Here is a 14112-nt window from a genome sequence, read left to right on the forward strand (position 1 = left end):
CGATCCGTTCCCTGGCTCCGCCGGGGAGACCGAGGGGCGACCGCTCGATAGCAAGGTGCTGGAGGATCCGTGGACCTGTCCTTGTCGACTCGCAATGTGTCCGGCCCTGGTGGCGACCGTACGGTCGTCGAGGTCGGTGGCGAGATTGATGTGTATACCGCGCCCAAGCTGCGCGAGCAGTTGGTCGAGTTGGTGAATGACGGCAGCTACCACCTGGTTGTCGACATGGAAGGCGTCGACTTCCTCGACTCCACCGGCCTCGGCGTGCTCGTGGGTGGCCTGAAGCGTGTCCGGGCCCATGAGGGCTCGCTGCGCCTGGTCTGCAACCAGGAGCGCATTCTCAAGATCTTCCGGATCACCGGCCTGACCAAGGTGTTCCCGATTCACACCACGGTCGACGAGGCCGTCGCGGCCACCGACTGACAGTCGGCCCGTGGCCGGTCCGCCGGTCGGGCCGGCCCAGGCCGGTCCGGTACGCAGCCGACGCACCGGCGGCCCGCCAGGCGGCCGGTGCGGCGCGGGCGTGCCTGACGGCCGACTGCCGCGAGGCGGACCGATCGATCGCATGGTCGGGTTCGTCGCCCGGTGGCCGGGCGGTCGGGTGGTCCGGCGGCCGGATGACCGGTCGGGAAGCCGGGTGACCGGTGCTCCGGGTGACCGGTGCTCCGGTAGGCCGGGTGCTCGGACGACCGGGCCGGTCGGCGTTCGGCCGGTCGGCGTGAGCCGTTTGGCGGTCGGCCGGAGGGCTGTTGTTCGACCGGCTGCCGGCCGGTTCCGAGCATTCGGCTCGTCCGGTTCGCTCGGTGACCGCTCGCCTGCGAGCGGCCCGGCTTCCGGACGGATGTCTGCCGGTCCGTCGGCCGACGGACCGTACGCCGCTTCCGACGGCGTCCGGTGGCCGACGACGCGATCGGCGAGATCCGGCGAGATCGGCGAACCCGCGGGTCGTCGGCTCCGAGAAGCAGCGCGAAGAAGAGCAAAAAAGCGAATAAGAGCAGGGACGCCGGGCAGCGCGCCCGGGCCCCTGGGATGCACGCCCGTACGTCTGAGGGGGATCGCATGGCCACTGTTGAACTCCGCTTCAGCGCCCAGCCCGAACACGTCAGGACGGCCCGCCTCGTGGCGGCCGCCGTGGCGCGCCGGGCAGGGGTCGACGAAGCCGTGCTCGACGAGGTCAGACTCGCCGTCGGTGAAGCCTGCAGCCGTGCAGTCGGGCTGCACCGCAGCCATGACATCACCGCTCCCGTCTCCGTCGCCCTGATCGAGGAGGAGAAGTCCTTCTCCGTCGAGGTGGCCGACGAGGTGCCCGGCCCCGGGGCCGATCCCGCTCTCGGCGGGCCCGTCGGAGCCTCCGCGACACGCGGCGCCACGCCCGGCGGGGGACTCGATGAGCCGGATCACGAGAGCGACGCCGATGGCGAGGACGAGATGGGCCTCGCGGTCATCAGTGGCCTCGTCGATGATGTGGAAGTCAGATCGGGAGCCAAGGGCGGAGTGATCCGCATGAGCTGGCCGAAGACGCCCGCGACCGTGCTGCCCTGATGTCCCCGGCCGTGCTGCCATGACGCTGTTCCCCTGAGGTACCACGGGCGACGCGCGCTCGTGGGCGGCCCGCCGTCCCGATCCGCCCGCCCCGATCCGCCCGCCCCGGTCCGGTCGAACGTCTTCCCCGGTCCCTTTCTTGATCCGTCTTTTGAGGCCCTGCTGAGCAGGGCCTTTTTCATTTAAATGTGATCAATGATCTGCGGAAAATGTGCCTGCCCCATTACTGCATTCGGATCTCTGTAAGAGGGCGATCATTTATCGATCGACGGGTGAAGGTCAATTACATTTACGGCGCACTGTTTTGATCAGCTCTCGCTCCCTACAATCCGTCCACGTCTTGAGCGCTGAGCGTCGAGGAGGACGTATGGCGGAGTTCTTCAACACCCCACTGGCAGGACCCGCGCAAAATTCCGCATTTTCCGCACCCTCCGGCCGGTCCACTTCTCTGGCGGCCGCGGTTCTCACCGATGACAACCGCGTCATCGTGATCGTCGTCGCGGTCGTTGCCGTCGCCGCCCTGGTCGTCGCCAGACTGCTGGTGCGCCAGGTGCTGGCGGCCGGCGAGGGCACCGACCGCATGAAGGAGATCGCGGCCGCCGTCCAGGAAGGCGCGAATGCCTATCTGGCCCGGCAGCTGCGCACCGTCGGCATCTTTGCCGTCGTGGTCTTCTTCCTTCTTCTGCTGCTACCGGCCGACAACTGGTCGCAGCGCGCGGGCCGTTCGTTGTTCTTCCTGGTGGGTGCGCTTTTCTCGGCGGCCACCGGATACATCGGGATGCGGCTCGCGGTACGCAGTAATGTCCGTGTGGCCGCTGCTGCGCGAGAGGCGACTCCCGCGGAAGGCGAGCCGCAGAAGGATCTCACCGATGTTTCGCACAAGGCGATGAAGATCGCTTTCCGTACCGGTGGTGTGGTCGGCATGATCACCGTGGGTCTCGGCCTGCTCGGCGCGTCCTGTGTCGTGCTCGTCTATGCCGCGGACGCCCCGAAGGTGCTGGAGGGCTTCGGCCTCGGGGCCGCGCTGATCGCCATGTTCATGAGGGTCGGTGGTGGCATCTTCACCAAGGCCGCGGACGTCGGCGCCGACCTCGTCGGCAAGGTCGAGCAGGGCATCCCGGAGGACGACCCGCGCAACGCCGCCACCATCGCCGACAACGTGGGCGACAACGTCGGTGACTGCGCCGGCATGGCGGCCGACCTCTTCGAGTCGTACGCCGTGACACTCGTCGCCGCGCTCATCCTCGGCAAGGCCGCCTTCGGTGACGCCGGACTGGCCTTCCCGCTGATCGTTCCGGCGATCGGCGTGATCACCGCGATGATCGGGATCTTCGCGGTGGCCCCGCGCCGCGCCGACCGCAGCGGAATGACCGCGATCAACCGCGGATTCTTCATCTCCGCGGTGATCTCGCTGGTGCTGGTGGCCGTGGGCGTCTTCCTCTACCTGCCGTCCTCGTACGCCGAGCTGGACGGTGTGACCGACAGCGCGATCACCTCGCACGGTGGCGACCCGCGGATCTTCGCCCTGGTCGCCGTCGCCATCGGCATCGTGCTGGCCGCCCTGATCCAGCAGCTGACCGGCTACTTCACCGAGACCGGCCGGCGCCCCGTCCGGGACATCGGCAAGTCCTCGCTGACCGGTCCCGCCACCGTCGTACTCGCCGGTATCTCCATCGGTCTGGAGTCCGCCGTCTACACGGCGCTGCTGATCGGCCTGGGCGTCTACGGGGCGTTCCTGCTCGGCGGTACGTCCATCATGCTGGCACTCTTCGCAGTGGCCCTGGCGGGGACCGGGCTGCTCACCACCGTCGGTGTCATCGTCGCCATGGACACCTTCGGCCCGGTCTCGGACAACGCGCAGGGCATCGCCGAGATGTCCGGCGACGTCACGGGCGCCGGCGCACAGGTCCTCACCGACCTGGACGCCGTCGGCAACACCACCAAGGCCATCACCAAGGGCATCGCCATCGCCACCGCCGTTCTGGCGGCGTCGGCGCTCTTCGGTTCGTACCGCGACGCGATCGCCACGGCGGTCGACGACGTGGGGGCCAAGGCCGGTGCGATGACGCTCAGCCTGGACATCTCGCAGCCCAACAACCTGGTGGGCCTGATCCTCGGTGCCGCGGTCGTCTTCCTCTTCTCCGGGCTCGCGATCAACGCGGTGTCGCGGTCCGCGGGGTCCGTGGTCTACGAGGTGCGGCGGCAGTTCCGCGAGCACCCCGGGATCATGGACCACAGCGAGAAGCCGGAGTACGGGCGCGTCGTCGACATCTGCACCAAGGATGCCCTGCGCGAGCTCGCCACACCCGGTCTGCTGGCCGTTCTGGCGCCGATCGCCGTCGGCTTCACGCTCGGTGTAGGAGCGCTCGGTTCGTATCTCGCGGGTGCCATCGGGACCGGCACCCTGATGGCGGTCTTCCTCGCCAACTCCGGTGGCGCGTGGGACAACGCCAAGAAGCTCGTCGAGGACGGCCATCACGGCGGCAAGGGCAGCGAGGCCCATGCCGCGACCGTCATCGGCGACACGGTCGGCGACCCGTTCAAGGACACGGCGGGGCCGGCGATCAACCCCCTGCTCAAGGTGATGAACCTGGTCGCCCTGCTCATCGCCCCGGCGGTGGTGCAGTTCAGCTACGGGCAGGACGCGAGCGTGGGAGTGCGGGCGCTGGTGGCGGCGCTCGCCGTCGGGGTCATCGTCGGCGCCGTCTATGTCTCCAAGCGGCGCGGGATCGCCGTGGGCGACGAGGATCCGAGCGACAGCGACAGCGACAGCGACAGGGACGGAGACGGGAACAGGCCCGCCAAGTCGCCCGGCCAGGCGGCCGTTTCGTGAGCCGATGGCCGGGGCCGAGCGGTGGCACGTGGCCGGCCTCGGCCCAATGACCGGGCGGACGGCGCATTCTGATGCGCCGTCCGCCCGCTCGCATCCCGGGCCCGGTGCCCGTCTTCGGCCGATCCATCCGATCCGTACGCCTTCCGTGCGCTTGCTCGTGCGTGTGTTCCCGAACGGCGAGGGCTGTGCGGGTGAGTTGTATCTCCCCTGTTTCCCTTGGTGCAAATGGCTACAAAAGGTCACTCATCGGACGCCCGGCATCCGGATGGAGTGCGCTCGCCGTGTAAGTTCCGGGGCCGAGAGCCTTGGAAGGGACCGATCCGGTGAACAAGAAGCTTGCGGCCGCGCTGTCCGGCGGCGCGGTACTGGTACTTACGCTGTCGGGCTGCAGCAGCGACGACAACAGCGACAAGGTGAACGACTGGGCCAAGAAGGTCTGCGACCAGGTCCAGCCCCAGCTCCAGAAGATCGCGAACGCCAACGCCGCCATCCAGCAGCAGACCGCGGACAACAGCAAGCCCGCCGACGTCCAGAAGACCGACTCGGCCGCCTTCCAGCAGATCTCGCAGGCGTACAAGGCACTGGGCGCGGCAGTCGAATCCGCGGGTCCGCCGCCGGTCGACGGCGGCGAGACCACGCAGAAGGAAGCCGTGAAGGAGCTCGAAGCATCCTCCGCGGCGTACGCGAACCTGCAGAAGAAGGTCGACGCCCTGGAGACGAAGGACCAGGCGAAGTTCGCCGACGGCCTCAAGGGCATCGCGGACGAGCTGAACAAGATCAGCACCAGTGGTGACGAGGCGTTGAAGAAGCTTCAGTCCGGCGAGGTCGGCACCGCCATGGCGAAGCAGAAGGGCTGCCAGAAGCCGACCGCCTCGGTGCCGCCGAAGGCCGACACGTCGCCGTCCGAGGCGCCGTCCGCCTCGCCCAGCAAGAAGGCGTGACCCGGCGGCAGCCGGACGAGGCGTCGTGACGGACGGCCCGGCCGCCCCGATGGGCGCCGGGCCGCTGCCGTTGTCAGTGGGAGCGGCCACAATGGGTGGGTGAGTACGACCAGCCTCCCCGTGCCCGACCGTTCGCCCCGGCTCCGCGAAGCCCTGCTCGCCGCCGCCTTCACCGCCGACGGGCTCCTCGACCTGCTCGGTGCGCCCGCCTACGCCGCGCTCGCCCGCAGCGAGACGGTCCCGGCGCTGCGCGCCACCCGGGGCGACGCTCCGCTGGACACGCTGGTGCGGCTCTTCCTGCTCCAGCACCCGGTGCCGTACGAGCGGGCCCGCGCTGCGCTCCCGCTGAGCGAGTGCGTCGAGGACGGCTGGGTGACCCACGTCGGCGACGAGGTCCGGGCCGCCGTCGACGTACGTCCGTACAGCGGGCCCGAGGGGCAGGACTGGTACATCGTCTCCGACCTGGGCTGTGCCGTCGGCGGCGCGGGCGGCATCGGCTCGCGCGAGGAGGGCGTGGTCCTGGGCGTCGGCGGGGCGTCCACCACGCTCGCCGGGATCACCGTCCGTACGCCTGTCGCCTCCGCGCTCGACATCGGCACGGGCTCCGGCATCCAGGCGCTGCACGCCTCGCAGCACGCCACCCGGGTCACGGCCACCGACCTCAACCCCCGTGCGCTGGACTTCACCCGGCTGACGCTCGCGCTGTCCGGAGTCGCCCCGGCCGAGCTGCGCCAGGGCTCGTTGTACGAACCGGTCGGCGCCGAGACGTACGACCTGATCGTCTCCAACCCCCCGTTCGTCATCTCGCCCGGTGCCCGCCTCACCTACCGCGACGGCGGCATGGGCGGTGACGATCTCTGCCGGACCCTGGTGCAGCAGACCGGCGACCGGCTGAACGAGGGCGGATACGCCCACTTCCTCGCCAACTGGCAGCACGTCGAGGGCGAGGAGTGGCAGAGCCGGCTGAGTTCCTGGGTTCCGTACGGCTGCGACGCCTGGATCGTGCAGCGCGAGGTCCAGGACGTCACGCAGTACGCGGAGCTGTGGCTGCGCGACAGCGGCGACCACCGTACGGACCCCGCCGAGTACGCCGCGCGGTACGACGCCTGGCTGGACGAGTTCGAGGCCCGCAAGACCAAGGGCGTCGGCTTCGGCTGGATCACCCTGCGCAAGTCCGCCGCGGCCGCCGCCGGCAATCCGTCCGTCGTGATCGAGGAGTGGCCGCACGCGGTGGAGCAGCCGCTCGGACCGGCCGTCGAGGCCCATTTCGCCCGTCAGGACTACCTCCGCGAGCAGGACGACGCGGCGCTCCTGGCCGGGCACTTCACCCTGGCCGCCGAGGTCGTGCAGGAGCAGGTCGGCCTGCCGGGCGCGGAGGACCCGGAGCACGTGGTGCTCCGTCAGAACCGGGGCATGCGACGTGCGACGAAGGTCGACGCCGTGGGTGCCGGCTTCGCGGGGGTGTGCGACGGCACGCTGCCGGCGGGCCGGATCCTGGACGCGATCGCCCAGCTGATGAACGAGGACCCGGTGCTGCTGCGTGACCGGACGCCGCAGGCGATCCGGCTGCTGGTCGAGGAGGGCTTCCTGGAGCCGGTTCGTTCGGAGAGCTGATCGCGCCGGGCCGGTCCGGCGGGTCCGGTGCGCGGGGCCGGTCTGGAAGGCTCGGTGGTGCGCCGGTCGTGCGCCGGTCGTGCTGAGGGTCTTCCCGGGGCTCCGTTCCCTCCCGGCCGCGTGCCGCCGTACGCAAGGAAGAGCCCCGCGATCAGCGGGTTCGGGGTTCGCCGACGCTGGTGCGTCGCGGAGGGGGCGGATTCCGGATCGGGTGCCGGGCGGGGCCTCACCCGGCACCCCGCCGGGGCCTCACCCGGCACCCCGCCGGGGCGTCCGTCCTGCGGTCGTGGGGCCGAGGCGGATGCGGGTGGAACCGGCCATTCACCCGGGGTTCGCATGGCCGACGCCCCGGGGTGGCAGCCTCCCCCCTGGCCGGACGGCACACGCCCCGGCCCGGGCCGGGACAGGGAGGCGTACGGCATGGAGAGCGGACCCGCGGTCTTCGCCGGATCGGCATTCGCGCTGTTCGGCGCCGCGCTGCTGCTGTGGACGGGGGCGCGCGTGCTGCACCGCGCACCGGTGGCGCACGGCGTGAGCCCCGTCGCCTCCGCCGCGCTCGCCACTGTGTTCGGCGTACTTTTTCTCGTCCTCGGCGTGTGGTGCTTCACCCGCATCTGATCCACCGCCCACCGGCCCGGCCGGAAACCCGCAGCGCACGGCAGGCAGTGGCGGGGAACACGCCCGGACCGCGGGCGGCCCGCCGCCGACGTCAGCGACGCCGCCACAGCACCCGGAAACCCGCAGGCAGTGACCACGCACACGGCGGACCGGGCGGTCCGGGCGGCAGGAATGGCGGAAGTCGGGTTACCGTTCGAGTGGCCGTTGCGGGCTTTTGCCGTTTGACACGGGGGCGGGTTGTACCGTCACACTCCGCAGCGACAGCACCATCGGCAGCGTCATCGCGCTGCCCGGATGCCCACCGAGCGTCGACCGGAGAGAAGAGCGAAGTTGTCCCCGACCAGCGAGACCGCACAGGGCGGCCGCCGACTCGTCATCGTCGAGTCGCCTGCCAAGGCGAAGACGATCAAGGGCTACCTCGGCCCCGGATACGTCGTCGAGGCGAGCGTCGGGCACATCCGCGACCTGCCGAACGGCGCCGCAGAGGTACCGGACGAGTACACCGGCGAGGTCCGTCGGCTCGGCGTCGACGTCGAGCACGACTTCCAGCCCGTCTATGTCGTCAACGCGGACAAGAAGGCCCAGGTCAGGAAGCTCAAGCAGCTGCTGGCCGAGTCCGACGAACTCTTCCTCGCCACCGATGAGGACCGCGAGGGCGAAGCCATCGCGTGGCACCTGCAGGAAGTCCTGAAGCCCAAGGTCCCGGTCCACCGGATGGTGTTTCACGAGATCACCAAGGACGCGATCCGGGCCGCCGTCGCCAACCCGCGCGAGCTCAACCAGCGCATGGTCGACGCCCAGGAGACCCGCCGCATCCTCGACCGTCTCTACGGCTACGAGGTCTCGCCGGTCCTGTGGAAGAAGGTCATGCCGCGCCTGTCGGCCGGCCGTGTCCAGTCCGTGGCGACCCGTCTCGTCGTCGAGCGGGAGCGCGAGCGCATCGCCTTCCGCTCCGCCGAGTACTGGGACCTCACCGGCACCTTCGCCACCGGCCGCACCGGTGATGCCTCCGACCCGTCGAACCTCACTGCCCGCCTCAGCGCGGTGGACGGCCGCCGTATCGCCCAGGGCCGCGACTTCGGTCCGGACGGGCAGCTGAAGTCCGCCGCCGGCCAGGTGCTGCACCTGGACGAGACGAACGCCCGCGCCCTGGCCGCCGCGCTCGCCGACTCCTCGTTCGCCGTCCGGTCCGTCGAGTCGAAGCCGTACCGCCGCTCCCCGTACGCCCCGTTCCGTACGACGACCCTCCAGCAGGAGGCGAGCCGCAAGCTGGGCTTCGGGGCCAAGGCCACCATGCAGGTCGCGCAGAAGCTGTACGAGAACGGCTTCATCACCTATATGCGTACCGACTCCACGACCCTCTCGGACACCGCGGTCTCCGCGGCACGGGCGCAGGTCACCCAGCTCTACGGCGCCGACTACCTGCCGGACAAGCCGCGCACGTACGCCGGCAAGGTCAAGAACGCGCAGGAGGCGCACGAGGCCATCCGCCCCTCCGGCGATCGCTTCCGCACCCCCGCCGAGACCGGCCTCACCGGCGACCAGTTCCGGCTCTACGAGCTGATCTGGAAGCGGACCGTCGCCTCCCAGATGAAGGACGCGGTCGGCAACTCCGTCACCGTCAAGATCGGCGGCCGGGCGAGCGACGGCCGGGACGCCGAGTTCTCCGCGTCCGGCAAGACGATCACCTTCCACGGCTTCATGAAGGCGTACGTCGAGGGCGCCGACGACCCGAACGCCGAGCTCGACGACCGTGAGCGGCGCCTCCCGCAGGTCGCCGAGGGCGACGCGCTGTCCGCCGAGGAGATCTCGGTCGACGGCCACGCCACCAAGCCGCCGGCCCGTTACACCGAGGCCTCGCTGGTCAAGGAGCTCGAAGAGCGCGAGATCGGCCGCCCGTCGACGTACGCGTCGATCATCGGCACGATCCTGGACCGCGGATACGTCTTCAAGAAGGGCACGGCGCTCGTCCCGTCGTTCCTCTCCTTCGCCGTGGTCAACCTGCTGGAGAAGCACTTCGGCCGGCTCGTCGACTACGACTTCACCGCGAAGATGGAGGATGACCTCGACCGCATCGCGCGCGGTGAGGCCCAGTCCGTGCCGTGGCTGAAGCGTTTCTACTTCGGCGCGGGCGACGACACGGCCGGTGCGGGCGCGGCCTCCGACGCGGGCAACGGCGACGGCGACCACCTCGGCGGTCTCAAGGAGCTCGTCACCGACCTCGGTGCGATCGACGCCCGCGAGATCTCCTCGTTCCCCGTCGGCAACGACATCAAGCTCCGGGTGGGCCGCTACGGCCCGTACATCGAGCGCGGTGAGAAGGACGCCGAGGGCCACCAGCGCGCGGACGTGCCGGAGGACCTGGCGCCCGACGAGCTGTCCGTCGCGTACGCGGAGGAGCTGCTGGCCAAGCCGAGCGGCGACTTCGAGCTCGGCGCGGACCCGGTCACCGGGCACCAGATCATCGCCAAGGACGGGCGCTACGGCCCGTACGTCACCGAGGTGCTGCCCGAGGGCACCCCGAAGACCGGCAAGAACGCGGTGAAGCCGCGGACCGCCTCGCTCTTCAAGTCCATGTCCCTGGACACGGTGACGCTGGCCGACGCGCTCAAGCTGATGTCGCTGCCGCGCGTCGTCGGCGAGGACGCCGAGGGCGTCGAGATCACCGCGCAGAACGGCCGCTACGGCCCGTACCTGAAGAAGGGCACGGACTCGCGTTCGCTCACCTCCGAGGACCAGCTCTTCGACATCACGCTCGAAGAGGCCCTCGCGATCTACGCCCAGCCCAAGCAGCGCGGCCGGGCCGCGGCCAAGCCGCCGCTGAAGGAGCTGGGCACGGACCCGGTGAGCGGGGCTCCGGTCGTGGTCAAGGACGGCCGCTTCGGCGCGTACGTGACCGACGGCGAGACCAACGCGACACTGCGCACCGCCGACAGCGTCGAGGACATCACGCCGGAGCGCGGCTACGAGCTGCTCGCCGAGAAGCGCGCCAAGGGACCCGCCAAGAAGAAGACGGCGAAGAAGGCCCCCGCCAAGAAGGCCCCGGCCAAGAAGGCGACCGCGAAGAAGACGGCCGCCAAGAAGACCACGGCGACCGCCAAGAAGACCGCGGCGAAGAAGACGACGGCGGCGAAGACGACGACCGCCAAGAAGACGACCACGGCGAAGAAGACGGCCGCGGCGTCCGTGGAGGACTGAGCGCTCCTGTCGTACGCCTGGGGGCCGGATCGTCCGGCCCCTTCGGCGTTCGCACGGGTTCCCGGTGGGGTGGGCCGGAAGCACCGGAACGGCTCGGGCGCCCATATGTTCGGACGGGGCCCCCGGGGACCCCGCCGCTCCGGATAGGCTGGGCGGATGACGCGAGCCGAGCAGCCAACGGTCGTGAGCCCCACCTCCGACACACTTGCCGCAGACTCACGCGAGCGCGCCGTACGAGCCCTGTTGCGTGTTCCCCCGCTGAAGCGGTTGTGGAGCGCGCAGCTCGTCGGCAGTACCGGCGATGCACTCGCCCTTCTCGTGCTGGTGCTGATGTCGCTGCAAGCGGCGGTCCTTGAGGGCTCATTCGGGACCGGGTACCGAGGGGCGGCCTTTGCCGTCGCCGCGGTGTTCGGTGCCCGGATCCTTGCCACCCTGCTTTTCGGAGCCGTACTCCTGGGGCCGCTGACGACGCTCACCGCGCCCGGCGGACCGCTGGACCGGCGGTGGCTGATGATCGGGACGGACGGGCTGCGGCTCGCGCTGCTGGTCGTCGCGCCGCTGTGGATCGACTGGATGCCCGACAAGGCACTCATGATGATCCTCATCACCGTCTTCGTCGTCGGCGCGGCCGAGCGCCTGTGGACGGTCGCCAAGGACGGCGCCGCCCCCGCGCTGCTGCCCGCCCCGCCCCCCGAGGGCGCGGCGGTACGCCCGCTGCCCGACCACCTCGACACACTGCGCCGGCTCTCCGTCCGTACCGACTTCGCCGCGATCCCGCTGGCGGCGGCCGTCCTGCTGATCGCCACCCTCGTCGGCAACCTGCTGGGCTCGGGCCTGGAATGGTTCTCGATCCACCAGGCGGCCCTCGGCTCGTACGTCGCGGCCGGGCTCTTCTCGGCGTCGATCTCCACCCTGTACTTCCTGGCACTGCCCGGTACGCAGACCCCGCGCCCGCGCTCGCCGCTGGAGGGCCTGCGACGGCCGTCGACCGGCAGCGGACCCGACAAGGGCCGCACCGGATCCGTCCCGCTGGTCGTCGCAGCGTCGGCCGCCGTCGCCGGGGCCATCGCCGCGGCCGCCGCCGTCTCGGTGCTGCACGCCGCCGACCTGGGCGGCGGACCCGCCACCTTCGCACTGCTGATCCTCGGCCTGACCGGCGCCACCGGGGTCGGCATCCGGACCGCGGAGAAGGTGCTGCCCACCCTGTCGCGGCGCCGGCTGCTCTCGCTGGCCACCGCCGTCACCGGCCTCGCACTGCTCGCCATGGGCCTCGTGCCGGACACGGCGACCGTGCTGATGATCGCGGTGCTCGCCGGTTACGCCGCGGGCGTCGCCGCTCACACCGGTCATGTCCTGGTCGACCAGGAGACCGAGGAGTTCCGCCGGGCCAGGACCACCGAGCACCTCCAGGCCGTCGTACGGGTCCTCATCGCGCTCGGCGCGCTCGCGGGCCCGCTGCTGGCCGCCGCGATCGGCGCCCACCGGGTGGGCTCGGGCGACTTCGTCTTCGAGCACGGTGGAGCGGCCTTCACGCTGATGCTGATCGGCGCGCTGCTGCTGCCGGTCGCCGTGATCGTCCTCGCGAAGACGGACGACCGCTCCGGGGTGCCGCTGCGCCGCGATCTGCGCGAGGCGCTGCGCGGCGGCGACCCGGCGGTCGCCCCCGCCGCGACCGGCTTCTTCATCGCCCTGGAGGGCGGCGACGGCGCGGGCAAGTCCACCCAGGTCGAGGCGCTCGCCGACTGGATCCGCGCCAAGGGCCACGAGGTCGTCGTCACCCGCGAGCCGGGCGCGACGCCGGTCGGCAAGCGGCTGCGCTCGATCCTGCTCGACGTCTCGTCGGCCGGGCTGTCCAACCGGGCCGAGGCGCTGCTGTACGCCGCCGACCGCGCCGAGCACGTCGACTCGGTCGTCCGCCCGGCGCTGGAGCGGGGTGCGATCGTCATCTCCGACCGCTACATCGACTCGTCCGTCGCCTACCAGGGCGCGGGCCGCGACCTCTCCCCGACCGAGATCGCCCGGATCTCGCGCTGGGCGACGAGCGGCCTCGTCCCGCACCTGACGGTGCTGCTGGACGTCGACCCGGAGACCGCGCGGGAACGGTTCACCGAGGCCCCCGACCGGCTGGAGTCCGAGCCGCCGGAGTTCCACGCCCGGGTCCGGTCCGGCTTCCTGACCCTGGCCGCGGCCGACCCGACCCGCTACCTGGTCGTGGACGCGGGCCAGGACCCGGAGTCGATCACCACGGTCGTACGGCACCGGCTCGACCGGCTCCTTCCGCTCTCCGAGGCCGAGATCAAGGCCCAGGAGGAGGCGCGCAAGGCCGCCGAGGAGGAGGCCAGGCGCAAGGCCGAGGAAGAGGCGGCCCGCAAGGCCGAGGAGGAGCGGCTGGAGCGCGAGCGGCAGGAACAGCTCGCCAAGCTCCGTGCCGAGGAGGAGGAGCGCAAGGCCCGCGAGCTGGAGGAAGCACGCCGGCGCGAGGCCGAACGCCAGGCGGAGGAGGCCCGGCAGCGGGCCGAGGAAGCGCGCCGGGTGGCCGAGGAGGAGCGGGTCCGGCGGGAGGCCGAGGAAGCCGCCCGCGAGGCCGAGCAGGCCAGGCTGCGCAGGCAGGCCGAGGAGGAGGCGCGGCTGCGCAAGGAGGCAGAGGCGCTGCGGCTGGAGAAGCAGCGCAAGGCCGAAGAGGCGCTGCTGCGTGCCGAGGAGGCCCGCAGGCGTGCGGAGGCCGAGGCCGCCGCGGCGGCGGAGAAGGCCCGTGCGGAGGCGGCCGCTGCGGCGTCCGTGCCGGAGAACGAGATCACGGTGCCGACGCCGATCGTCAACCCGAACGACGTGACGCAGCAGGTGCCCGCTCCGGACAGCTCGTCCTCCTCTTCGGACGAGGCCGAGACGGCGATGATCCCCAAGGTCCACGACCGTCCGGGCCGTTCCGACCGTCCCGGCGCGGCGGGTGCCGCCGACGAGACGACGGTTCTTCCCCCGGTACGGGAGACGAATCCGGCGGACCGTATTCCGCGGGGCATCTTCCGTGACGAGCGCCCGGCGGGCTCCGCGCCGGAGAGCGAGAACGAGCGCACCCGCGAGCTCCCGCAGGTCGGCGGCTGGGAGGACCAGCAGCCCCCGGAGCACCGGGAGCGCTCCGGCCGGCGTCCTCGTCCCGACTGGGCCGAGGAGACCCCGCTGGACGATCTGCCGACGCTGGCGGACGAGCTGCTGGGCGATCACCGCGACCAGCAGGACGACGAGGGCCCGGGCCGCTCGGGCCGGGGACGCCGCCCGCGCCGCTGATCCGGGCCGGCCGCCGGGCGGGGTGTCGTGCCCCGTCCCGGCGGCCGGGATGCCTTGTTGCCGGGATTGTCAGACCCGTCC

The 14112-nt window shown here is 71.3% G+C and carries 8 protein-coding genes; all 8 read left to right on the forward strand.

The features are described 5' to 3' along the window. Positions 1-69 precede the first annotated feature (69 nt). On the forward strand, positions 70-423 hold the full coding sequence (locus ACFYY1_RS14015; RefSeq protein ID WP_003967428.1) for an STAS domain-containing protein: 354 nt from the start codon (positions 70-72) through the stop codon (positions 421-423). Between the two features lie 636 nt (positions 424-1059). After that, entirely contained in the window at positions 1060-1542 is a 483-nt protein-coding gene (locus ACFYY1_RS14020) for an ATP-binding protein (RefSeq protein ID WP_388584423.1), read from the forward strand. A 367-nt stretch (positions 1543-1909) separates the two neighbouring features. Beyond that, on the forward strand, positions 1910-4375 hold the full coding sequence (locus ACFYY1_RS14025) for a sodium-translocating pyrophosphatase (protein ID WP_388584425.1): 2466 nt from the start codon (positions 1910-1912) through the stop codon (positions 4373-4375). A 323-nt stretch (positions 4376-4698) separates the two neighbouring features. After that, on the forward strand, positions 4699-5316 hold the full coding sequence (locus ACFYY1_RS14030; protein ID WP_388584428.1) for a small secreted protein: 618 nt from the start codon (positions 4699-4701) through the stop codon (positions 5314-5316). A gap of 99 nt (positions 5317-5415) precedes the next feature. Next, positions 5416-6930 (forward strand): methyltransferase, encoded by a 1515-nt coding sequence (locus tag ACFYY1_RS14035; RefSeq protein WP_388584430.1) that lies wholly within the window; start codon positions 5416-5418, stop codon positions 6928-6930. Between the two features lie 420 nt (positions 6931-7350). Then, positions 7351-7548: a hypothetical protein gene (locus ACFYY1_RS14040; protein ID WP_266731806.1), complete on the forward strand. Its 198-nt coding sequence runs from the start codon at positions 7351-7353 to the stop codon at positions 7546-7548. Positions 7549-7878: 330 nt separating this feature from the next. Beyond that, on the forward strand, positions 7879-10746 hold the full coding sequence (gene topA, locus ACFYY1_RS14045) for a type I DNA topoisomerase (RefSeq protein ID WP_388584433.1): 2868 nt from the start codon (positions 7879-7881) through the stop codon (positions 10744-10746). Between the two features lie 156 nt (positions 10747-10902). Then, positions 10903-14031, forward strand: a complete 3129-nt coding sequence (gene tmk, locus ACFYY1_RS14050; RefSeq protein ID WP_388584437.1) for a dTMP kinase — start codon at positions 10903-10905, stop codon at positions 14029-14031. The last annotated feature ends 81 nt before the right edge of the window (positions 14032-14112 follow it).

Origin of the sequence: Streptomyces sp. NPDC001890 (assembly GCF_042891445.1) — a bacterium.
Taxonomy (GTDB): Bacteria; Actinomycetota; Actinomycetes; order Streptomycetales; family Streptomycetaceae; genus Streptomyces.

Coding starts and splice junctions, on each gene's coding strand:
- ACFYY1_RS14020 (WP_388584423.1), top strand. CDS start 1,060: ATGGCCACTGTTGAACTCCGCTTCAGCGCCCAGCCCGAACACGTCAGG.
- ACFYY1_RS14025 (WP_388584425.1), top strand. CDS start 1,910: ATGGCGGAGTTCTTCAACACCCCACTGGCAGGACCCGCGCAAAATTCC.
- ACFYY1_RS14040 (WP_266731806.1), top strand. CDS start 7,351: ATGGAGAGCGGACCCGCGGTCTTCGCCGGATCGGCATTCGCGCTGTTC.
- tmk (WP_388584437.1), top strand. CDS start 10,903: ATGACGCGAGCCGAGCAGCCAACGGTCGTGAGCCCCACCTCCGACACA.